The 22,471-nt window shown below is 64.5% G+C and carries 21 protein-coding genes; 14 read left to right on the plus strand and 7 right to left on the minus strand.

The window, feature by feature from the left end; all coding sequences use genetic code 11:
* Positions 1-40: 40 nt before the first annotated feature.
* Entirely contained in the window at positions 41-262 is a 222-nt protein-coding gene (locus VGN93_RS29110) for an AbrB/MazE/SpoVT family DNA-binding domain-containing protein (RefSeq protein ID WP_327510378.1), read from the plus strand.
* Positions 259-648 (plus strand): type II toxin-antitoxin system death-on-curing family toxin, encoded by a 390-nt coding sequence (locus VGN93_RS29115; protein ID WP_327510379.1) that lies wholly within the window; start codon positions 259-261, stop codon positions 646-648. The genes VGN93_RS29110 and VGN93_RS29115 overlap by 4 nt, the downstream gene beginning before the upstream one ends.
* On the opposite strand, the gene parC is transcribed toward VGN93_RS29115, so the two are convergent.
* On the minus strand, positions 649-2,901 hold the full coding sequence (gene parC / locus VGN93_RS29120) for a DNA topoisomerase IV subunit A (protein ID WP_327510380.1): 2,253 nt from the start codon (positions 2,899-2,901) through the stop codon (positions 649-651).
* 210 nt (positions 2,902-3,111) lie between these two features.
* Here parC and VGN93_RS29125 point away from each other — a divergent pair, with 210 nt between their 5' ends.
* Positions 3,112-4,308: a hypothetical protein gene (locus VGN93_RS29125; protein WP_327510381.1), complete on the plus strand. Its 1,197-nt coding sequence runs from the start codon at positions 3,112-3,114 to the stop codon at positions 4,306-4,308.
* Between the two features lie 143 nt (positions 4,309-4,451).
* Here VGN93_RS29125 and creD read toward each other — a convergent pair whose 3' ends face one another.
* From creD to VGN93_RS29145, 4 genes are all read right to left on the minus strand, one after another.
* Entirely contained in the window at positions 4,452-5,888 is a 1,437-nt protein-coding gene (gene creD, locus VGN93_RS29130) for a cell envelope integrity protein CreD (protein WP_327510382.1), read from the minus strand.
* A 223-nt stretch (positions 5,889-6,111) separates the two neighbouring features.
* Positions 6,112-7,902 (minus strand): aspartate--tRNA ligase, encoded by a 1,791-nt coding sequence (aspS, locus tag VGN93_RS29135; RefSeq protein ID WP_327510383.1) that lies wholly within the window; start codon positions 7,900-7,902, stop codon positions 6,112-6,114.
* 362 nt (positions 7,903-8,264) lie between these two features.
* Positions 8,265-8,861 (minus strand): NUDIX domain-containing protein, encoded by a 597-nt coding sequence (locus VGN93_RS29140; protein WP_327510384.1) that lies wholly within the window; start codon positions 8,859-8,861, stop codon positions 8,265-8,267.
* Positions 8,862-8,881: 20 nt separating this feature from the next.
* Complete coding sequence (locus tag VGN93_RS29145; RefSeq protein WP_327510385.1) at positions 8,882-10,996, minus strand: molybdopterin oxidoreductase family protein; 2,115 nt, start codon at positions 10,994-10,996, stop codon at positions 8,882-8,884.
* Positions 10,997-11,150: 154 nt separating this feature from the next.
* On the opposite strand from VGN93_RS29145, the gene VGN93_RS29150 reads away from it, so the two are divergent.
* The 3 genes from VGN93_RS29150 (at position 11,151) to VGN93_RS29160 (ending at position 13,471) form a co-directional block, all read left to right on the plus strand.
* Entirely contained in the window at positions 11,151-12,011 is an 861-nt protein-coding gene (locus tag VGN93_RS29150; protein WP_327510386.1) for a 23S rRNA (adenine(2030)-N(6))-methyltransferase RlmJ, read from the plus strand.
* Positions 12,012-12,088: 77 nt separating this feature from the next.
* A complete protein-coding gene (locus VGN93_RS29155; RefSeq protein WP_327510387.1) occupies positions 12,089-12,808 on the plus strand; it encodes a ribonuclease T2 family protein in 720 nt (239 codons plus the stop codon).
* Positions 12,809-12,880: 72 nt separating this feature from the next.
* On the plus strand, positions 12,881-13,471 hold the full coding sequence (locus tag VGN93_RS29160; protein WP_327510591.1) for a glutathione S-transferase family protein: 591 nt from the start codon (positions 12,881-12,883) through the stop codon (positions 13,469-13,471).
* Positions 13,472-13,700: 229 nt separating this feature from the next.
* On the opposite strand, the gene VGN93_RS29165 is transcribed toward VGN93_RS29160, so the two are convergent.
* Positions 13,701-14,342 (minus strand): outer membrane protein, encoded by a 642-nt coding sequence (locus tag VGN93_RS29165; RefSeq protein ID WP_319311426.1) that lies wholly within the window; start codon positions 14,340-14,342, stop codon positions 13,701-13,703.
* 358 nt (positions 14,343-14,700) lie between these two features.
* Between VGN93_RS29165 and VGN93_RS29170 the strand changes: the two genes are divergently transcribed.
* The 5 genes from VGN93_RS29170 (at position 14,701) to VGN93_RS29190 (ending at position 18,918) form a co-directional block, all read left to right on the plus strand.
* The gene (locus VGN93_RS29170) at positions 14,701-15,465 is read left to right on the plus strand and encodes an SDR family oxidoreductase (RefSeq protein ID WP_327510388.1); all 765 of its coding nucleotides are present in this window, start codon (positions 14,701-14,703) and stop codon (positions 15,463-15,465) included.
* A complete protein-coding gene (gene uvrC, locus VGN93_RS29175) occupies positions 15,462-17,510 on the plus strand; it encodes an excinuclease ABC subunit UvrC (protein ID WP_327510389.1) in 2,049 nt (682 codons plus the stop codon). Before VGN93_RS29170 ends, uvrC begins: the two co-directional genes overlap by 4 nt.
* A 96-nt stretch (positions 17,511-17,606) precedes the next feature.
* Positions 17,607-18,191 carry a CDP-diacylglycerol--glycerol-3-phosphate 3-phosphatidyltransferase gene (pgsA, locus tag VGN93_RS29180; protein ID WP_319311423.1) on the plus strand — a complete coding sequence of 195 codons (585 nt, stop codon included), beginning with the start codon at positions 17,607-17,609 and terminating at the stop codon, positions 18,189-18,191.
* A gap of 1 nt (position 18,192) precedes the next feature.
* Positions 18,193-18,447, plus strand: coding sequence for a molybdopterin converting factor subunit 1 (moaD, locus tag VGN93_RS29185; protein ID WP_327510390.1), 255 nt, complete (start codon positions 18,193-18,195; stop codon positions 18,445-18,447).
* 3 nt (positions 18,448-18,450) lie between these two features.
* Complete coding sequence (locus VGN93_RS29190) at positions 18,451-18,918, plus strand: molybdenum cofactor biosynthesis protein MoaE (RefSeq protein WP_327510391.1); 468 nt, start codon at positions 18,451-18,453, stop codon at positions 18,916-18,918.
* Positions 18,919-18,981: 63 nt separating this feature from the next.
* Here VGN93_RS29190 and VGN93_RS29195 read toward each other — a convergent pair whose 3' ends face one another.
* Positions 18,982-19,878, minus strand: a complete 897-nt coding sequence (locus tag VGN93_RS29195; RefSeq protein WP_327510392.1) for a branched-chain amino acid ABC transporter permease — start codon at positions 19,876-19,878, stop codon at positions 18,982-18,984.
* Between the two features lie 66 nt (positions 19,879-19,944).
* Between VGN93_RS29195 and VGN93_RS29200 the strand changes: the two genes are divergently transcribed.
* The 3 genes from VGN93_RS29200 to VGN93_RS29210 all read left to right on the plus strand — a co-directional run bounded on the left by VGN93_RS29200 (position 19,945) and on the right by VGN93_RS29210 (position 22,468).
* Positions 19,945-20,499: a CGNR zinc finger domain-containing protein gene (locus VGN93_RS29200; RefSeq protein WP_327510393.1), complete on the plus strand. Its 555-nt coding sequence runs from the start codon at positions 19,945-19,947 to the stop codon at positions 20,497-20,499.
* Positions 20,496-20,996: a hypothetical protein gene (locus tag VGN93_RS29205; protein WP_327510394.1), complete on the plus strand. Its 501-nt coding sequence runs from the start codon at positions 20,496-20,498 to the stop codon at positions 20,994-20,996. Before VGN93_RS29200 ends, VGN93_RS29205 begins: the two co-directional genes overlap by 4 nt.
* Before the next feature lie 62 nt (positions 20,997-21,058).
* Entirely contained in the window at positions 21,059-22,468 is a 1,410-nt protein-coding gene (locus VGN93_RS29210) for a hypothetical protein (RefSeq protein WP_327510395.1), read from the plus strand.
* The last annotated feature ends 3 nt before the right edge of the window (positions 22,469-22,471 follow it).

Genomic DNA, 22,471 nt, shown 5'->3' on the forward strand with positions numbered 1-22,471 from the left:
GCGCCATGTTATAACTTGGTTATAACAAAGGATCGTCACCATGAACGTCACCATCCGCAAGATCGGCAATTCCGAAGGCATCATCATCCCGAAGGACGTCCTCGACCGCATGGGCGTCAAGGCGGGTGATGAGATCACGATGACGAGCGAGGGCAGCAAGCTTATTCTGACTGCGGCAGACGGCGATTTCGACCGGCAGCTCGCGCACGCCGAAAAATTCATGGACCGTTACAAGGTCGCGCTCAAGAAGCTTGCGGAATGAACATTATCTTTTTGCAGCGGCCTCTCGTCGAGCAGCTGCATACCCTTCAGATCCAGCGGTTCGGCGGCGCGGCCGGCTTGCGGGACGAAAATGCCTTCGAGTCGGCGCTTGCCCGGCCGATCAACAAAGCGATCTACGGCTGCGAAGACATATTCGAACTCGCGGCCGCTTATCTCTATGGCCTCGCGAAGAACCATGCTTTCGTTGACGGCAATAAACGTATCGCTATCGTCGCGGCGGCAGCCTTTCTGATGGAAAACGGCTTCGAGATCGCAACCGACGACGCGACGCTCTATACTTTTGTCCTCGCCGTTGCCGCCGGTGAGATCGACGAAGAGGGCGCGACGCGCTTCCTACGCGACGTCAGCGTCCCCTATTCCGGCTGATCAGCCGCTGAACTTGCCGCTCCTCGGGAAACCCTTCGGCACGGTGCGGCCGGCGGTGGCGCGGTCGGCGATCCATTCGGCGAGTTCGTCCTTGCTGCGCACGAAGTTGCGGCCGGCGCTGTCATCCCAGGTGAGGCCGTCGGCGATGGCGAAGCAGCGCAGGTCCGAGATGCCGCCGTCCTTGTAGCGTTGCAGGCGCACGCCCTTGCCGCGCGTCATTTCCGGCAGTTGCGAGAGCGGGAAGACCAGCAGCTTGCGGTTCTCGCCGACGACGGCGACGTGATCGCCGCGCACCGGCACGACAAGCTTCGCCTCATCCGGCATGCCGACATTCATCACCTGCTTGCCCTTGCGGGTATTGGCGACCATCTCGGTTTCCGGGACGATGAAGCCATTGCCGGCCTGCGAGGCGACGATGAGCTTGCGCGACGAATCGTGCACGAAGGCGGTCAGCACGTCCTGGTCGTTCTCCATATCGACCATGATGCGCAGCGGCTCGCCATGGCCGCGCCCGCCCGGCAGCTTGTCGGCGCCGAGCGTGTAGACCTTGCCGCCCGTCGTCACGATCAGCACTTTGTCGGTGGTCTGCGCCGGGAAGGCCACCTTCAGCCCATCGCCCTCCTTGAACTGGAGGCCGGACGTATCGGCCATATGACCCTTCAGCGCGCGGATCCAACCCTTTTCCGAGATGACGACCGTGACCGGCTCCTTCTCGATCATCGCCTGCTGGATGGCCTCGACATCGGCATCCGGGGCGCTGGCGAACTGGGTGCGGCGGCGGCCGAGCTCGGTGGCTTTCGCGAATTTCTTGCGGACTTCGCCGATTTCCCAGGCGACGGTCTGCCACTGCTGTTCGTCGGAGGCGAGCAGCGCCTCGATCTCCGCCTTTTCCTTCGACAGCGTGTCGAACTCGGTGCGGATTTCGAATTCTTCCAGCTTGCGCAAGGAGCGCAGGCGCATGTTGAGGATCGCCTCGGCCTGCACATCCGTAAGCGAGAAGGTCTCCATCAACGAGACCTTCGGCTCGTCCTCCTCGCGGATGATGCGGATCACCTCGTCGAGGTTGAGATAGGCGACGAGGTAGCCGCCCAGGATTTCCAGCCGGCGGTCGATCGCGGCAAGGCGATGGCGCGAGCGGCGCTGGAGCACTTCGCGCCGATGCGCGAGCCACTCGACGAGAACCTCCTTGAGGCCCATGACGCGCGGCACGCGGCCCATCGACAGCACGTTCATGTTGAGCGGAATGCGGCTTTCGAGCTCGGAGAGCTTGAACATCGATTCCATCAGGATCGTCGGATCGACGGTGCGGCTCTTCGGCACCAGCACGATGCGCACGTCTTCCGCCGATTCGTCTCTGATATCTTCGAGCAGCGGCAGCTTGCGGGCGATCAGCAGCTCGGCGATCTTCTCGATCAGCCGCGACTTCTGCACCTGGTAGGGAATTTCGGTGATGACGATCTGGTAGCCGCCGCGGCCGAGATCTTCCGTCTGCCACTTCGAGCGCACACGGAAACCGCCGCGGCCCGTGCGGTAGGCCTCGGTGATGCTCTCGCGGCTATCGATGATGATGCCGCCGGTCGGCAGGTCCGGGCCCTGCACGAAGTCGACGAGCTTTTCGAGCTCGGCCTCGGGATGGCGGATGAGATGCAGTGCCGCATCGCAGAGTTCATGCACATTGTGCGAGGGAATAGAGGTCGCCATGCCGACGGCGATGCCGGAGGAACCGTTCGCCAGCAGGTTCGGGAAGGCGCCCGGCAGGACGACCGGCTCCTCGTCTTCCTCGTTGTAGGTCAGGCGGAAATCGACGGCGTCCTGGTCGATGCCGTCGAGCAGCAGCGTCGCGACATCCGTCATGCGCGCTTCGGTGTATCGGTAGGCGGCGGCATTGTCGCCGTCGATATTGCCGAAATTGCCCTGCCCGTCGACGATCGGGTAGCGCTGCGAAAAATCCTGCGCGAGGCGCACCAGCGCGTCATAGACCGACTGGTCGCCGTGCGGGTGGAATTTACCGATGACGTCGCCGACGATACGGGCGCATTTCTTGAACGAGGAGTTGGCGCGGATGCCCATCTCGCTCATCGCATGGATGATGCGGCGATGGACCGGCTTCAGGCCATCGCGCACATCCGGCAGCGCGCGTTGCGTGATGGTCGACAGCGCATAGGCGAGGTAGCGCTCTTCCAGCGCCGCCTTCAGGTCGACCGGCAGAATGTTGTCGTCTCCGCCATCCGGCGGCAAGGTGTTTTGTCCCATGGGACTTGACTAGCCCGCGGACCGATTCGCGGCAAGGAATCCGGGCAATCCGGCTGTGGATAGTGCTTTGTAAAGCCTGTCGGAGAAAACCGGCGGGCGGGCGAGAAAGCCATGGAAAGTTGCGCCGGCCCGAATATAGTCACCGCGCCGCACGTCTATGAGCGGTAACGGCAAGGCAGCCGTCCAAAATCCAGAAAGAGAGCCAAATCTATGATGCGCACCTCCCATTTCCGCACCCTTCTCGCCGGCGCCGCGCTCGCCACCCTGGCAAGCCCCGCATTTGCGCTCGATGGCGCGGATCTGATGGCCAAGCTGAATGCCACCTATGCCACGAGCGGCGTTACGATCGGCTATTCGAATGCTGCGGTCGACGGCTCCACCGTGACGCTGGAAGGCACCGAGCTGAAGGCGACGGGCGCAGAAGCGCCGATCAAGCTCGGCACCATCACCATGGAAGGCGTCGAGGAAGACGGCGAAGGCGGCTACACGATCGAGACCGTCGCGTTCCAGGACATCGACGTGACCGAAGCCGATGCGACGGTTACGGCCAAGGACCTCGCGCTGAACGGCGTATCGATCCCCGGCACCGTGGTTTCCGGCACGCTCGAATCGCTGCTGATGTACGAATCGGCAACCGCCGGCCCGGTCAGCGTCTCGACCAAGGGCAAGGAAGTCTTCTCCATGTCCGGCATGGAAGCGACCATCACCCGCATGGACGCCGATGCCGGCCTCGAATTCGACGCCACGCTCAACGACCTCAAGGCGGATCTCACGACCGTCGAGGACCCCAAGGCCAAGGACACGCTTGCCAAGCTCGGCATCCAGTCGCTGGAAGGCAAGGTCAACATGTCCGGCAGCTGGGAACTCGCCAGCGGCAAGCTTGCCGTCGACGAATATGCCTTCGACTTCAAGGATATCGGCCGCCTCAACCTGTCGCTGGAATTCTCCGGCTACACGCTGGACTTCCTGAAGAACCTGCAGGAAGCCATCAAGACCGCCGAAGCCAACCCGAACAAGGAAGAGGCCAACGCCGCCATGGGCATGGCGATGATGGGCCTCGTGCAGCAGCTGACCTTCAACAGCGCCTCGCTGTCCTTCGAGGATGCCTCGATCACCAAGAAGCTGCTCGACTATGCCGGCAGCGAACAGGGTGTGACCGGCGACCAGATGGCGCAGTCGCTGAAGGGCCTGGTTCCGATCATGATCGCCCAGCTCAACATGCCTGACCTGCAGAACCAGATCTCGGCCGCCGTCAACACCTACCTCGACGACCCGAAGAGCCTGACGATCAGCGCCGAGCCGAAGGAGCCGGTGCCGTTCCCGATGATCATGGGTGCCGCCATGGGCGCACCGCAGACCATCCCGCAGGTCCTCGGCGTCACCATCACGGCCAACGACGAGATGTAAGCCGTTTCGGCTGATCGATTGAAAAGGAAGGCCCGGGGCAATCGCTCCGGGCCTTTTTCATGGGCAAAGTCCGCCAAACCCCTCTTCCGTCATGGTCGGTCCTCGGGTTAAACCCGAGGATGACGTCGGGGAGGTTTTACGTTTCACCGGGTCGGGATCGCCTGCGACGCCGGGGCCGACCATTCGACGCGGCGTGTCGCGTACATGGTCGCGGCGATGGTGACGAACGAGATCAGCGCGCCGGCGAGCAGCGCGTATTCGTCTTCGCGCAGCACGAGATACATGACGCCATAGGCGGAGAGCAGCACGGCGCCGAGCGACAGGCCGTTCTTGCGTCTGCCCGTGGCGCTGCCGAGATAGGCGGCGATCAGCAGTGTCGTGGCGAGGGCTGCGACCGCATAAGCAATGGTGAAGCCGGTATGTTCGGCGAGCGCCAGCAGCAGCACGTAGAAGACGATGAGCGCAAGGCCCGTCAGCACATACTGGATCCAGTGCACCATGCGGCCGCCCTTCAATTCCACGACGAAGACGGCGAGGAAGACGAGCGAGATGAAGCCGATCGAATATTTCAGCGTGCGCGAGATCACCTGGTAGAACTGCACGGGCTCCACGAGGTTGATCGTCATCAGGCTGCCCGACAGCGGCAGCGTCGAACCGGCCGCGACCCGGTCGATGCCGCGGGCGAGATAGGGGATCGTCCATTTGGCCTCGAAATTGGTCGCCGTGACGGACTTCTGCTCCGGCAGGAAGAGACCCTCGAAGCCCGGATGCGGCCAGTCGGCCCTGGCGGCGAAACTCGTCGTCTGGCCGGCGGGTGCCACGGCAAAACTGCGCGAGCCGTTCAGCGACAGCGCGATCTCGAAGGCAAAGCCGTTTTCGATGAGCGGTCGTTCGATCGCCCGGTGAACGCCGACATTCGTCTGTGGCGTCGGGTAGCCGTCCGCGGCGGCGATCGCCATGGCGGACACCTGTCGCATGCCGGGGTCGAAGGGCAGCACGGCGCCGTTGTCGATCTTCACGCCGGCATCGGAGCGGATGCCGGTAATATCGTTGATGTTGAGGACAAGGAACGCCCGGTCGAGCTGCGGTTCGCCCGGAAACTGCGTCAGGTCCTGCAAGATGCCCTTGCCGAAACGGCCCTTGAGCGTCAGCGCGCCGTTGTAGACCGGCAGCGTGTAGATCGAGAGCTTGCGCTCCTCGGTCTTCAGGTCCGCGGTGACGTCGAGCGTCTCCGGCATCACCAGCGCCCATTCGGTCACCTGATCGACGATCGTGCGGCCATCCACGTCTCGGCTGCGCTGCACGAAGAAGGGCACCGCCAGATAGGGACCGTTGATCGTCTGGTCGCCGCCCCAGCCGTTGGCGATGCGGCGGGAGACGTCGGCCGCGCGCTGCGCCCGCTCTTCCGTCAGGCCCCAGACGAGCAGCAGCGGCACGAGCAGCGCCACGGAGATGATGCCGATCATGATGAACTTGACGCCCGGCGAGCGCAGGAAGGTGGCGAGGTTGCCGCGCGGCTCGGGGTTTAGCGCATGCGGATATGATGCGGGAACGGGATCGTCCGCTTCGGTCGTCGTCATGAAAAGTCCCTCCAGTCGTGAATCGCCTCTGTGGGCGCAACTTCACGCTAGGGGTGCATTTCGACTGATTGCGCGCCGAATTCTGATCGACTGGCGGCGAATTCGCGGCATTGTGGCGTCTTTCGGCAAAAGAAAGGGCCGGCGTTTCCGCCGGCCCCTTTTTCTGAAAATCCGCCCCACCTCCAGGTCAACCCCGACCATGACGGAGGAGAGGTTTTTACGATTAGTCCTTCTTGGCCGTCGGAACGACGCGGAGCGCCAGTTCGCGCAGCTGCGTCGGCGTTGCCGGCGACGGGGCGTTCATCAAGAGGTCCTGCGCCTGCTGGTTCATCGGGAAGAGCGAGATTTCGCGCAGGTTCTTCGCGCCGACGAGCAGCATGACGACACGGTCGATGCCGAAGGCGCAGCCGCCGTGCGGCGGCGCACCGTACTGGAACGCGCGGTAGAGGCCGCCGAAGCGTTCTTCCACGTCCGTCTGGCTCAAGCCGACCTTTTCGAACGCCTTGACCATCAGGTCCGGCGACTGGTTACGGATCGAGCCCGAGGCGATTTCGAAGCCGTTGCAGACCGCGTCGTACTGGTAGGCCTTGAGCTCCAGCGGATCCTTGCTGTCGAAGGCCTCGATGCCGCCCTGCGGCATGGAGAAGGGGTTGTGCGCGAAGTCGATCTTCTTTTCGTCCTCGTTGTATTCGTAGAACGGGAAGTCGACGATCCAGCAGAATTCGAAGCGGTCGCGATCGACGAGGTTCAGCTCCTCGCCGGCGCGGGTGCGGGCTTCGCCGGCAAACTTGTAGAATTTTGCGGGGTCACCGGCGACGAAGAAGCAGGCGTCGCCGTCGTCGAGACCAAGCTGCTGACGGACCGCTTCCGTGCGCTCCTCGCCGATGTTCTTCGCCAGCGGGCCGGCGCCTTCGAGCTTCTCGCCTTCCTTGCGCCAGAAGATGTAGCCGAGGCCGGGCTGGCCGGTCGACTGAGCCCAGGCGTTCATGCGATCGCAGAACGCACGGCTGCCGCCGGTCTTCGCCGGGATCGCCCAGACCTGCACCTTCGGGTTCGACGCGATCATGTTCGCGAAGACCTTGAAGCCGGAGCCGGCGAAGTGATCGGTCACGGCCTGCATGACGATCGGGTTGCGCAGGTCGGGCTTGTCGGAGCCGTATTTGCGGATCGCCTCGTCATAGGGGATGCGCGGCCACTGCTTCGTCACCGGCTTGCCGTCGGCGAACTCTTCGAAGACCGCCGTCATCATCGGCTCCATCGTGTCCCAGACGTCTTCCTGGGTGACGAAGCTCATCTCGACGTCGAGCTGGTAGAATTCGCCCGGCAGGCGGTCGGCGCGCGGGTCTTCGTCGCGGAAGCACGGCGCGATCTGGAAGTAGCGGTCGAAGCCGGCAACCATCAGCAGCTGCTTGTACTGCTGCGGCGCCTGCGGCAGGGCGAAGAACTTGCCCTCATGGACGCGCGACGGCACGAGGAAGTCGCGTGCCCCTTCCGGCGAGGAGGCGGTCAGGATCGGCGTGGTGTACTCGGCAAAACCCGCCTCGCCCATGCCCCTGCGCATGGAGGAGATGATCTGCGTGCGCTTGATGATGTTCTTGTGCAGCGTTTCGCGGCGAAGATCGATGAAGCGGTACTTCAGGCGCACGTCTTCCGGATAGTCCGGCTCGCCGAAGACCGGCAGCGGCAGTTCCTTGGCGGCGGAAAGCACTTCGATTTCCTGCGCGTAAAGCTCGATCTCGCCCGTCGGCATGGTCTTGTTGATGGTGTCCTCGGTGCGCGCCTTGACGCGGCCGTCGATGCGGATCACCCATTCGCCACGCACGGTTTCGGCCATCTTGAAGGCCGGAGAATCGGGGTCGGCGACGACCTGGGTGATGCCGTAATGGTCGCGAAGGTCGATGAAGAGCACGCCGCCATGATCTCGAACGCGGTGGACCCAGCCGGAAAGACGGACGGTGGCGTCGACGTCGGACTTGCGGAGGGCGGCGCAGGTGTGGCTGCGGTAACGGTGCATCGTGCTATCCTGAAATGCTGAAGGGCCGCGCGGGAAGAACCCGGCGCAGCGACCATGAAAATCGCGCGGAAAAGCGCATGACCACGCCCGTTTGTCAAGGCTTTCGGGGGAACGGCAAGGTCGGCGCGATGGGAGCAAGTGTTGAAAGCGATGCGGATGGGCACCCCTCTCTGCCCTGCCGGGCATCTCCCCCTCAAGGGGGGGAGATCAGCTAGATGCAGACTCACCACTTCAAATATGGCGTCGATTAAAGGCAAGGCATCGCCACATCCAATCTCCCCCCTTGAGGGGGAGATGCCCGGCAGGGCAGAGGGGGGTAGCCGCGAGAGCTGCCTGGCCGGAATAGCGAGAATCACCCGCCCTCAGCCGAACTCGCCCCGATGCAGCATCAGCCATTGCAGCAGCACGATCGTCTTGGCATCCAGAATGCCGCCGGTGGCGATCAGCCCATAGGCCTCGTCGATCGGCATTTCGACGATCTCGATATCCTCCCCCTCGCCGTCCACGCCGCCGCCCTTGCCTTCTCGCAAGGACGTGTCGATGCGGGCGACGAAGCAGCCGACTCGTTCCGTCAGCGTGCCGGGGCTGGAATAGATGTCGAAGATGTGGCGGACGTCTTGCACGGCATAACCGGTCTCCTCCATCGCCTCGCGGGCGACGGCCGCTTCCGGCGCGTCGTCATCGAGCAGGCCGGCCGGCACTTCCAGCAGGAAGCCATCGGAATGGCCGCCGAAGAAGGCGCCGGGGCGGAACTGGCGCACGAGGATGAGCGACTGGCGGGCGGCATCGACGAGCAGGACGCAGGCCGCCGGGCCGTGGTCGTGCACCTCGCGGTTCAGCCGCTCGACCCGGCCGTCGGCGCGGGTCTGTTCGATGACGAGGGTGCTGAGGTGGATGAAGCGCTTCCAGACGGTCTGCTGGTCGACGATGCGGATGGCGGACGTGGCTGGAGCCGTCATGGAAAACTCTTCATGGGGAATCAGGCCTTGCGCAGCCAGACGCGGTTGTCGTGGAAGGCGGCACCGCCATAGGGTGCGACGGGATCGGCGCCGGTCAGGACATTGATGCCCTCGCCGTCGAGATGGGCGGAATTCGGCCAGATGCCCTCGGCGATCAGCACGCCGGGCTTCACGCCATCGGTGATCTTTGCGTGCAGGCGGATATCGCCGCGGACGTTGCCGAGATGCACGATATCGCCCTCCGCGATGCCCTCGGCCGTCGCATCCTGCGGGTGGATCATCACCTCCGGCCGGCCTTCGCGTTCACGCGAACCCTTGGTCTCCGAGAAGGTGGAGTTGAGGAAGGTGCGGGCGGGTGACGTCGCAAGGCGGAACGGGTGTTCGGCATCCGGCGTCTCGATGAGTTCGACGTGATCGGGAAAGGCCGGCAGCGCCGCGTGCGGGCCGAAGGCGCCGAGCACCTTCGGCGGCCGGTTGGGCGCCGGCGTGTCGGTCCATTTCGGGCGGAAGCGGAATTTGCCGTCGGGAAAGCCGAAACCCTTGGAAAAATGCGCAGCCTCGAAATCCGGCTGGCAGTCGATCCACTTCTCTTCTTTCAGATCGTCGAAATCCTTCTCGTAATAGGGCAGCATGCGGGTGATGTGCTCCTGCTCGGAAAGGCCGAAGCCCGGCATGTGATCGACGCCGAGACGCTTTGCCAGTTCCTCGATGACGAAGAGATTGGTGCGCACGGTGGCGGGCGGCTCGACGAGTTTCGGGCCGAGCAGGATGTGCTGATGGCCGCCGCCGCGGTAGAGGTCGTCATGCTCGACGAACATGGTGGCGGGGATGACGATATCGGCGAGCTTCGCCGTATCCGTCATGAACTGCTCGTGCACCGCGACGAACAGGTCATCGCGTTCAAAACCCTGTTTCACCAGGCGCTGCTCGGGCGCGACGTTCACCGGATTGGTGTTCTGGATCAGCATCGCCGTGACGGGGCCGCGATGGCGCAGTGCCACGGCGTCACCGGTCAGCACGCGGCCGATCTGCGACTGGTCGAGCACGCGGATATCCGGATCGATGAGCCTTGTGCCCATCAGCTCGCTCTTGCGCAGGCGGAAGATGCCGGAATTGCTGTGGAAGGCGCCGCCGCCCTCATATTGCCAGGAGCCGAGCACCGTGGCGATGGAAAGTGCTGCATGCATGGAGACCGCGCCGTTGCGGCTGCGGGTGAAACCGTAGCCGAGGCGGAAGAAGCTCTTCTTTGTTTGGCCCACCAGCGCGGCGAAGGTTTCGATTTCCTCGACGGTCAGTCCAGTGATCGCGGCCGCCCATTCGGGGCTGCGCGTCGCAAGATGCGCTTCCAGGCCGGCCGGGTCGTCGGCGAATTTCTCCATATAGGCGCGGTCGGCGTAGCCGTCGCGGAAGGCGACGTGCATGACGGCGCAGGCGAGCGCGGCGTCGGTGCCCGGCCGCAGTTTCAGCGCGAGGTCGGCCGTTTTCATCGTCGGGTTGTCGTAGATATCGATGACGACGATCCTGGCGCCGCGCTCCTTGCGCGCCTTCACCGCATGGGTCATCACGTTGACCTGCGTCGAGACGGCATTGGTGCCCCAGATCACCACGCAATCCGACTTCGCCATTTCGCGCGGATCGGGGCCGCGCAGCGTGCCGGCGCCCATGGTGAAGCCGGTCCAGGCCGGGTTGGTGCAGATCGAATCGAAGAAGCCGGAATAGCGTTTTGCGTGGCGCAGGCGTTCGATGGAATCGCGCTGTACCATGCCCATGGTGCCAGCGTAATAATAGGGCCAGACGGCCTCCGTGCCGTGGACCTGCTCGGCCTTGACGAAGGCTTCGGCGATCGCGTCGAGGGCCGCCTCCCAGGAGATGTCGGCCCAGTCGCCGCTGCCCTTCTCGCCCTTGCGCACCATCGGCTTCATCAGGCGGTCGGGATGGTAGAGGCGCTCGGCATAGCGGGCGACCTTGGCGCAGATGACGCCGGCCGTGTAGCTGTTGTCGGCGCTGCCCTTGACGCGGCCCATGCGGCCATCCGCGCCGATCTCGATGTCGAGCGCGCAGGTCGAAGGACAGTCGTGCGGACAGGCGGAATGGCCGATACGCGGTTTTCCGAGATGGGGGGTCGCAACGTTCATGGCTCTGTTTCCACGCAATTCCGGACGGAAAACCGCTTCACACTTTTCCTGGAATTGCTCTATAGGACAGAGCGCAAAGTGCCAAAAGGCAAATCATTCTACCATCGCAACAATTCATCGTCGCATCAGCGCGGATGATCGTGGGTGTCGCACAATGAACTACCGCCACATCTACCACGCCGGCAATTTCGCGGACGTGCTGAAACATGCCGTGCTCGCGCGCCTCGTGCTCTACATGCAGGGCAAGGACAAGGCGTTTCGCGTGCTCGACACCCATGCCGGCCTCGGGCTCTACGATCTCTCCAGCGAGGAAGCGCAGAAGACCGGCGAATGGCTCGACGGCATCGGCCGGCTGATCGACGGCGACATGCCGGCAGCGGTGGCGGATATCCTCGCGCCCTACCTGAAGGTCGTTCACGAATTGAATCCGCATGGCGGGCTAACCTATTATCCGGGCTCGCCAAAACTGGTGCGCCAGCTCTTCCGCCCGCAGGACCGGCTCTCCGCCATGGAACTGCACCCGGACGATTACGAGACGCTGCACCGGCTGTTCGACGGCGATTTCCAGAGCCGTGTCACCCGGCTCGACGGCTGGCTGTCGCTCGGCGCGCACCTGCCGCCGAAGGAAAAGCGCGGCATCGTGCTGGTCGATCCGCCCTTCGAGATCGAGGGCGAATACGAGCGGCTGGTCGACGGGCTGCAAAAGGCCGTGCGGCGCTTTCCCGGCGGGGTCTATTGCCTGTGGTATCCGCTGAAGAAGAACGCCCCCATCGCCGCCTTTCACACGGCGCTGAAGGAGACCGGCATTTCCAAGATGCTCTGTGCGGAGCTGACGGTCAGGAGCGACCGCGAGACGACGGGGCTGACGGGCTCCGGCCTCATCGTCGTCAACCCGCCCTATACGCTGAAGCAGGAGCTCGACGTGCTGCTGCCCTTCCTGAAGGAGCGGCTGGCGCAGGACCGCTTCGCCTCGGCGCGCGCCTTCTGGCTTGCCGGTGAAACGAAGGCCTCTTGACCTTTGCCGTTCGGCGGCAACAATCGCGCGCCGAACCGGGAGACTTTCATGACGCCTTTCCTCGCAGCCGCCGATCGATGAGCAGCTGGTTGCCGCTTTCCCCCGTCGCACGCTCCGCAGGCCTGCTCCTCGCCGGCCTGGTGGTGCTTGCCGGTTGCAGCGAGGAGAAGCCGGCCGAAAAGCCGAAGACGGAAGTGAGCCGCAAGACGCCGGCGCAAAAAATCCCGCTCGGCAAGGGATTCGATTTCTACGTGCTCTCGCTGTCCTGGTCGCCGACCTGGTGCGCGGGCAATGACTCCACCGGTAAGACCCGGCAATGCCGGCGCGGCGAGAACAACGGCTTCATCGTGCACGGGCTCTGGCCGCAGAACGACCGCGGCTATCCGGAATTCTGCCGGACCCGCGAGCCGGACCGGGTGCCGGAAAGCCTCGGCCGCACCGTCCTGGACATCATCCCCTCCATGGGCCTGGTCGGCCACCAGTGGCGCAAGCATGGTTCCTGCTCCGGCCTCGACCAGAAGGACTATTTTGCAGTCACCCGCGCAGCCTGGGAGCGTATACGCATACCGGCAGAGCCGCAGCGCGGCGGCGCGCGCCTTTCGCCCGATGCCATGGAGCAGGCCTTCATCGCGACCAATCCCGGGCTCGACCGCAAGGGCATCGCGGTGACCTGCGAGGACGGTCGGCTGGAAGAAGTGCGCATCTGCATGACGCCGGACCTGTCCTTCCGCCCCTGCCCCGAAGTCGATCGCGCGGCCTGCCGCGCCAAATCCATCGAACAACCGCCCATCCGCTAGCATGACCCCTTAAATCGGAATCGATTTAAGGAAAGGATCATGCGCAAACTCAAAGAGCACAGGATATTGCCGATGAAAATCTTCTATTCCACCACCTCGCCCTATTCCACCAAGGTGCGCATGGCCGCGCATTTCGCCGGACTGCCGGTCGAGGCGATCGCCACCGACACCAATGCCGACCCGGCGGCGCTGCTGGCCGCCAACCCGCTCGGCAAGATCCCGACGCTGGTGACCGACGACGGCCTCGCCGTCTTCGACAGCCGCGCCATCATGAACTATATCGACCGCCAGACGCGCGGCTCGCTCTACCCGCGCAATGCGGCCAAGCGCACCGAAGTGGACGTGCTGGAAGCGACCGCCGACGGCATCTGCGACTGCCTGCTCGCCATCGTCTATGAACGCCGGCTCCGGCCGGAGGATAAGATCCACCAGCCGTGGATCGACCGGCAGTGGGAAAAGGCCGAGCGTGCGCTCGATCATCTCGAAGCCAACATGCCGCGCCTCGGCAAGAAGCCGAATGGCGGCCATTTCGCCCTCGCCGCCATGCTGCGCTACATCGAACTGCGTTTCGAAGGAAAATGGCAGCGCGGCCGGCCGAAGCTGAAGCGCTTCCTCTCCCGCTTCGAAGCCGTCTTCCCGGACTTCGCGCAGTTCAAGGATTGAAGATCCAACTGCGGGAATGCCCCTCATCCGCCTGCCGGCACCCTCTCCCCGCAAGCGGGGCGAAGGGCATATGCCGCGCCCTTTTCCTCAATCACGACCCGTTCGTGGGGCAAGTCCCTCTCCCGCTTGCGGGGAGAGGGTTAGGGTGAGGGGCAACCTCAAAAGACAAGTCGACAAACAAAAAGGCCGGGCTTTCGCCCGGCCTTTCCGTATTCCAGAGCCGTTTGGCTTAGAACTTCACGCCGAGACCGACGCGGACGCTGTGGTCTTCGAAGCCCGACTTGACCTTGTCGCCGCCGAGGTTGAAGCCCTTCTTCTGGTAGTCGCTGTAGCGGTATTCGACGCGCGCCGTGACGTTGTTGGTCACGAAGGCTTCGGCACCCGCACCGGCGGTCCAGCCGACCATGTTGCGGTCGTCCTTGCCGGCGCCGTTCTTCAGCTCGACATTCGTGCCTGCGACACCGGCGGTGCCGTAGAGCAGGACCGGGTTGAGGTCGATACCGACGCGGCCGCGGATCGAGCCGTTGACGCCCTGCTTGGCCTTCAGGCCGTTGCGCTCGGCGTCGACGCCCGAGTAGTTCAGGTCGGCTTCACCGCCGTAGACGATCTGGCCGGACTGCATGTTGTAGCCGCCGTAGACGCCGCCGCCGAGGCCGTTAGCCTTGGCATCGCCCTGGCGGTTGAAGTCACCGCGCTGCCAGCTTGCCGTACCACCGGCATAGGCACCGGCCCAGTTGCCGCCCGAGACCGGCTCGGAATATTCAGCGGCCGGAGCCTGGGGGATATCGTCGATGGCGTCGGCTGCGTGAGCGGCCTGGAAAGCAACCATCGAAACGGTCGAAGCGATGAGGGTGGCGATGAGTGTACGCATGATATTCTCCTTTACTAAACGACGCCCTCTGTTGGGAGGCTGTCGGGCGTCGTCATTTCTAATTCAGTCCCGCCCGGTTGAGGGGAAATTGAATAAAGATTGAGGAATTGAAAGAGCCAAAATGTGAAATGATTGTGGCAGAGACACGGCACAAATGGGATGTGACTTTTGAACAACAGGGAATTTGTTAACCATGAATTCAACAAGTGCGAAAACTGGTAAAATATACTTCAAATTACTTTGAAGTGGCTTTTGCAGTTAATTTTTCTGCAACCAATTGTCGGGGGGAGTTTAAGCCTGCGCTGGGATGTCTATATCTTGGGCCGGTTAAACAAATGAATCGGCAGGACGGATTTTCTTGAAGAACCCCCTCAGGACGGCCCTCGTGACGGGCGGCGCGAAACGCATCGGCAAGGCCATTGTGGAGGATCTCGCGGCGAACGGCTTTGCCGTCGCCATCCACGCAAACGAATCCCGCGAGGAGGCGGACGCGATCGCCAGCGTCCTCGCCGCGCGCGGCGTGACGGCGGCCGTCGTGCAATGCGACCTTTCGGACGGAGCGGCGACGGCGGAGCTCATCGCGGCCGCGCGCGCTGCGGTCGGCCCGCTCGATCTGCTCGTCAACAACGCCTCGCTGTTCAAGCCCGATACGGTCGAGGCCTTCGACGATGCGCTTTGGGACCGGCATTTCGCCGTGCATGTGAAGGCGCCGTCCATCCTGGCGCGCGATTTCGTGCGCCAGCTTCCCGACGGCACGGCAGGCTCGATCGTCAACATCATCGACCAGCGCGTCTGGAACCCGACGCCGCGCTATTATTCCTACACGCTCTCGAAATCGGCGCTGTGGATGGCGACACGCACCATGGCGCAGAGCTTCGCGCCGCGCGTGCGCGTCAATGCGATCGGCCCCGGCCCGTCGCTGCCGAACGAGCGGCAGGACGATGCGGCCTTCCAGGCGCAGGTCGAGGGATTGATCCTGCGCCGTGGCCCTTCGCTTGGGGAATTCGGCCGAACGGTTCGCTTTTTGTTCGACACGCCCTCCATTACGGGGCAAATGATAGCGCTCGATGGCGGGCAGCATCTCGCCTGGGAAACACCCGATGTCGGGGGAATAGCGGAATGAATGGCCGGAAGGTGGAGGATGGCGGCATCCTCTACGACGAAAACGAGACGGAAGAGGACGACGAGCTTCAGGAAAGCCCGCTCGAAGGCGCCGTCGCGCCCGCCGCCGCGACACCCGGCATGGACTGGAACGAAGGCGGCGACGTGCCGGAAGGCGTCGTCGGCGCTGCGCTGATCGAGTTCTTCGTCAAGCGCCTGCCCAACAGCCCCGGCGTCTACCGCATGTTCAATGCGGATGGCGACGTGCTCTATGTCGGCAAGGCGCGCAGCCTGAAGAAGCGCGTGACCAACTATGCGCAGGGCCGCGGCCATTCCAACCGCATCACGCAGATGATTCGCCAGACGGCGAACATGGAATTCGTGACGACGCGCACGGAGACCGAGGCGCTGCTCTTGGAAGCCAACCTCATCAAGCGCCTGCGCCCGCGCTTCAACGTGCTTCTGCGCGACGACAAGTCCTTCCCCTATATCCTGCTGACGGGCGACACGCGGGCGCCGGCGATCTTCAAGCATCGCGGCGCGCGCAGCCGCAAGGGCGACTATTTCGGCCCCTTCGCCTCGGCCGGCGCGGTGGGTCGCACCATCAACTCGCTGCAACGCGCCTTCCTGCTGCGCACCTGCACCGACAGCGTGTTCGAAAGCCGCACGCGGCCCTGCCTGCTCTACCAGATCAAGCGCTGTTCCGGCCCCTGCACGCACGAGATCCGCGATGCGGACTATGGCGAGCTCGTGCAGGAGGCGAAGGACTTCCTCTCCGGCAAGAGCCAGAAGGTGAAGGCGCACATGGCCGAGGCCATGAATGACGCGGCGGAAAACCTCGATTTCGAGCGCGCCGCCGTCTATCGCGACCGGCTGACCGCGCTCTCGCACGTCCAGAGCCACCAGGGCATCAACCCGGCGGGCGTGGAAGAGGCGGACATTTTTGCGATCCACCACGAGGGCGGCGTGTCCTGCATCCAGGTGTTCTTCTTCCGCACCGGGCAGAACTGGGGCAACCGCGCCTATTTTCCGAAGGCCGACCCGCAGCTTACGGGTGCCGAGGTACTGAACGCCTTCCTCGCCCAGTTCTACGACGACAAGCCCTGTCCCCGGCAGATCCTGCTCTCCGAAACCGTAGAGGAGATCGACCTTCTGGCGCAGGCGCTGTCCGAGCGGTCCAACTACAAGGTGACGATCTCCGTGCCGCAGCGCGGCGAGAAGAAGGACCTCGTCGACCATGTGGTGGCCAATGCCCGCGAGGCGCATGGGCGCAAGCTGGCGGAAACGGCCTCGCAGTCGCGCCTGCTCGAAGGCTTTGCCGCGACCTTCAAGCTGCCCACCGTGCCGCGCCGCATCGAGATCTACGACAACTCGCACATCATGGGCACCAATGCCGTCGGCGGCATGGTGGTGGCGGGGCCGGAAGGCTTCGTGAAGGGGCAGTACCGAAAGTTCAACATCAAATCGACCGACATCACGCCCGGTGACGACTTCGGCATGATGAAGGAAGTGATGACCCGGCGTTTCTCCCGCCTCATCAAGGAAGAGGGCCTGCCGGACCGCAATGCCGAGACCGGCTCGGAAGCCGCCGACCTGCCCTTCCCCGCCTGGCCCGACGTCATCCTCATCGACGGCGGCCAGGGCCAGATGACGGCGGTGCGCGCCATCCTGGAAGAACTCGGCATCACCGACCAGGTCGTCGCCATCGGCGTCGCCAAGGGGGCCGACCGCGAGGCCGGGCGCGAACGTTTTTTCACGCGCGGCGTCCCCGACTTTTCCTTGCCGCCGCGTGATCCCGTGCTTTATTTCGTGCAGCGCCTGCGCGACGAGGCGCACCGCTTCGCCATCGGCTCGCACCGGGCGCGGCGCAAGAAGGAAATGGTCAAGAACCCGCTCGACGAGATCGGCGGCATCGGCCCGACGCGAAAGCGCGCTTTGCTCCAGCATTTCGGCACGGCCAAGGCCGTTTCGCGCGCCGGCATGTCGGACCTGATGGCGGTCGCCGGCATCTCGGAATCGGTCGCCCGCATCGTCTACAACCATTTCCATGACGACGCGGCGGGGTAGGCAACCGTAAATTCGCCAAGAATTGCCGGAAACAAAGGTTGACGGCACTGTCACAAAGACCTCATCTAGCCGGAAACAGTCGAGACTGAAGAATCCATGGCTTCCCGCGCATACAGCATCCCGAATCTCCTCACCTACGCCCGCATCGTGGCCGTACCGCTGATCGTCCTCTGCTTCTTCATCGAAGGGCGGCTGGAATCGTCGGATTTCGCGCGCTGGGCGGCCTTCTGGCTGTTCGTCGTGGCCTCGATCACCGACTACCTGGATGGCTATCTCGCCCGCATCTGGAACCAGACGTCGAATATCGGCCGCATGCTGGACCCGATCGCCGACAAGCTGCTGGTCGCCTCCGTGCTGCTGCTGATGGCCGCCGACGGGACAATCGCCGGCTGGACGATCTGGGCGGCGATCATCATCCTGTGCCGCGAGATCCTCGTCTCGGGCCTGCGCGAATATCTCGCCGACCTCAAGGTCAGCGTGCCGGTGACGCGCATCGCCAAGTGGAAGACGGCGATCCAGATGTTCGCCATCGCCTTCCTGCTGGCCGGTCCCGCCGGCGACAAGGTGCTGCCCTATACGACCGAGATCGGCATTACCCTGCTCTGGGCGGCTGCGTTGATCACCATGTATACGGGCTACGACTATTTCCGGGTCGGCCTGAAGCACATCGTGGACGAATGAGATGACGAAGCTCGTCTATTTCGCCTGGGTGCGCGAGCGGATCGGCAAAGGCGAGGAAGAGATCGACCTGCCCGCCTCGGTGAAGACCGGCGGCGACCTTCTCCGGCACCTGAAGACGCTCGGCGACGACTATGCCCATGCGCTGGAGCACGAGAACGTCATCCGCATCGCGATCAACCAGGAACATGTCGAGCACGACGAGCCGATCGCGGGTGCCCGCGAGATCGCCCTCTTCCCGCCGATGACGGGGGGCTGAACGGTGGCCGGCGACGCTCCGGTCATCGTGCGCGTCCAGGCGGACGATTTCGACGCCGCATTGGAAACCGCGCGCCTCACCGGCGGCCGCGGCGATGCCGGCGCCATCGTGACCTTCACCGGCCTCTGCCGCGATGAGGGCGGCCTCCTCGCCGCACTGGAACTCGAACATTACCCCGGCATGGCGGAAGCCGAGATTACGCGCATCTGCCGCGAGGCCGTGACGCGCTTCTCCCTCCTCGGCATCGCCGCCATCCACCGGGTGGGCAAGATCGCGCCGGGCGAGAACATCGTGCTGGTCATCGCCACCGCCGCCCACCGCCACGCCGCCTTCGACGGCGCGTCGTTCGTGATGGATTACCTGAAGACCTCCGCTCCCTTCTGGAAGAAGGAGCATTTCGCCGACGGCCGCACCGGCGGCTGGGTCGACGCCAAGGACAGCGACGACCGGGCGCGGGAGAAGTGGGCGTAATTAGCTCTTTTGTTTTCGTTTGTCTTTTCGGGAAAACCGGTTGCCACTTTTCCCTGACAAACTCTACGGCACTGGCCGCTCGCGGCGGAAAATCACCAGCAGCAGCACGAGCGCGGAAAAGATCACCAGGTCGCGCCAGAGGAAATCGCCGTAGGCGCTCCAGAGCGTTTCGGCGAAACCCATGGCCGCGCCGCCGAGCGCCGAGAGCAGGGGCGCCCCTGCCCCGCCGATCGCGGCGATGAACAGCACCTTCACCCCGAAGACGAGGCCGGCGCCGAAATCCATGTTGCCGTAGTAGGAGACCGCGAGGATGCCGGCGAGGCTGGCGATCAGCGCCGCGGCGGCATAGGCGGCGAGGTAGACGCCGGCGGCATCCACGCCGCACAGTTCCGCCGCCTGCCGGTCCTCCGAGACCGCCCGCCAGCGCCGGCCCCAGGCGGAGCGGGCGAGGAAGACATGGCCGATAAGGACGATGGCGACCAAGGCGGCCGTGTTGACCAGTTGCAGCACCGTCAGCGTCACCGGAAAGGCCGGATCGCCCCAGAACACGATCGGCGTGTTGAGGAACGGCGGCAGCCAGAGGCTGCGCGTGTCCGAGGCGAGCCGCGCCGTCTCCATCAGCACCAGCACGGTGCCGAGGGCCGCGACCACCACGGTGTTATCCGAGGAGAAGGCGAGCGGGCGCATCACGAACCGCCCGATGACCAGGCCGGCACCGACGCTGTAGAGGAGCGCCACGGCTGCGCCGAAGCCCAGCGCCGCCGGCAGCGCCAGCCACAGCCGATCCCAGCCGAAACCGGCAAACAGGATGAACATCTGCGCCGCGAAGGCGAAGAGCGCGCCGTAGCCGATATCGGCCCGTCGCGTCACGGCAAAGGCGATCGAATAGCCGAAGGCGAGCGTCGCATAGAGCGCGGCGACGGGCACGGCATTGGCGATCTGCTGGAGGAAATAGGCCATGGCGGTTCCGGACGGGTTCGGTAAATTATAACTGGCAAAATTGCTTTTACCAGTTAGAATATCACCATGACCTTCTCCTGGACCCCGCATCGGTTTTCCGGCGGCGCGCTTGCCCTCGATGTCGCGAACTCCGTCGTGCTGCGCGCCGATCCGGAGCGACGGATCGACCGTTTCGCCGATCCCGCCGTGATGGACGCCTTTCCCGACGGCGCGAACCGGCATGGCGCCGAGCGCGACCTTTTTGGCGCGCTGGAGCCCGTCGGCTTGGACGCCCGCGACGGGCTGGTGGCGTTGCGCGAGGCGATCGACCGGCATTTTCGTGCCGAGGTGCTGGGTGCGGGAAAGCCGGCGCTGATGGCCGACCTGCTCGACGCCATTTCGGCGACGCTGCGCCGCTCGGGCACCCGGCCCCACGCGCTCGATACGGCCACCGCCCGCTCCGCCCTGATGCTTTTGGCGCAGCCGGAGCCGGAGCGGCTGAAAATCTGCCCGAACTGCCACTGGCTCTTCCTCGATCGCAGCCGCAACCGGTCGCGCGCCTGGTGCGACATGGCCGTCTGCGGCAACCGGGCGAAGGCCAGCCGCCATTATCGCCGCAACCGCGAGGAGCCACGGCCATGAAGAGGTTTCTGCTGATCGCCCTGCTGCCCCTGATGCTCGCTGCGTGCCAGCGCGAGACGGGGGCGGACCCGCTGAAGCTGACCGGAAAGATGTTCGTCTTCAACTACCGGCTGGCTTACGCGACCTACATGATCACGCTCGACCGCATCGCGCCGGTGCCGGAGGGATCGGTGGTGAAGGCCGAATTCGAGAACCCGGCGGGCGGCGCGCCGCTGACGCTGGAGCGCAAGCTTTTCGCCAATCTCAAGCGCGTCGCGCTGGAAAGCCCCGACCTGTCCTGCGTGAAGAAGGGCAAACCGTACAAGGTAGCGATTTCGGTCGTCGGGCCGGATGGCGCGACGCTGCAAACGCTTCAGGCCGAGGTCACCTCCACGCTCGACCAGAGCGCGCTGCCGGCAAAGGCGCTGGTCGTCGGTCCCGGCTATGACAAGAACCCCGAAGTTTTCAAGGACGGCAAGACGCCGGAGCATTTCGAAATGGCGACGTGCCCGTTCTGAGCGAATATTCGTCAAGGCTCATGCGTTCCGCCTGAAATGGTTCGTCGCCGGAGGGCATGCGCATGAGGGTCCTGCCTGTCCTGGCCGCCGCCGGCCTCATGGTGATGTCCGCTGCGGCCCGCGCGCAGGAACCGGCCGCCTGCCCGGCCAAGGCCGCCATCCTCGCCCTGTCCGATACGGTGCTCGCCGGGCGGGAAACGTTGCCGCGGCTGAAGGCGCGCGGTTTTGGCGCGGAGGCCGCCTATCTCAAGATCCGCTACGGCGGGCTTTCGGCGGAAGACGCCACCACGCTTGCCCACGGCCTGCGCGACGTCGGCGTGCGCGAGGCGATCGACCTTGCCGGCGCGCTCGATGCGCGGCGCGGCGGCTTCGATGCCGTTGCCGTGGGTCCAGCGGGCCTGCCGCAATTCGGCGTGCTCATCTCCACCGTCCGGGCGGTTCTGGAACAGGGCGATACGGAAAAGCTGCTTGCCGCGATCGCCGCCTTGAAGGCCGACCAGCAGGCGTCGATCGGCCAGCGCATCGTGGCGGCTGTCATCGACTGGCCGGACGAGAGAAAGGCAGCGCTTGCCGAGGCCGCAGGCAAGCATGGCCTCCTCCTGCTGCAGGCCGGCCTCATCGCCTCGCAGCGCGACCCGAAAGCCTGGGCCACCTTCGCCGCCTCGAAACCGGACAGGTTTGCGGACCTGGTGCAGGCCTGGAACTGGGCGCCGGGATTCGTCGGCAACCCGGCCCTGCCGCGGCCGGCGCAGGACGCGAAAGCCGAGGCGATGCGGAAATCCGTCCACACCGTCTTTATCGTTGCCGCCCGCGAGCCGGAGCGGGATTTTTTGATGACCTACCTGAACTATACGGGCGACATCGCCGACACGGAGAAAGCGGCGCAGGCCGTGCTGGCGGAGATCGACGCCGGTCGCATCCGGTCGGAGGGCCTGCTCGACCCCGCCTGGCTGACCGCCTATCGCAGCCTGCGCGCCACGGCGGCCGATCCGGCAAAGGTCGATACGGTGCTCGCGGAAATCTCGTTCTATGCCGGGCGTTATCTGCGCACCGCCGACGGTCTCTCCGTGCGCGACGTCATCGACCGCCTCGTCGCGGTGGAGGCCCTGACACCCTTCCTCAAGGGCGAAGCGACCGCCGTGCCGGAGATGCCGGAAGAGCTCAGCGCCAAGTTCCAGGCGCAATGGCCACTCTGGACGGAGATGGCGGCGGCTTTGAAGGCGGCCCCGCTGACGCCGCTCGCCAAGGACCCGCTGGAGGCACCGATCCTTGCGGAACTGCTGTTTGCCGCTGGTGACCACGCCCGCCTTGCCGACGTCGTGCTCGCGGCAGAACCGGTGGAGGCGAAGCTTGCCATGGCGACCGACTTTGCCATGCGGCTCGACCGCGGTTGCGCAAGCTTCATGTATCACCAGGCCGAAGCAGTGCTTTTGTCCGGCCAGCCGATCTTCAAGTTCGATACCCTGAAATGAAAA

The organism is Shinella sp., assembly GCF_035998705.1.
Lineage (GTDB): Bacteria > Pseudomonadota > Alphaproteobacteria > Rhizobiales > Rhizobiaceae > Shinella.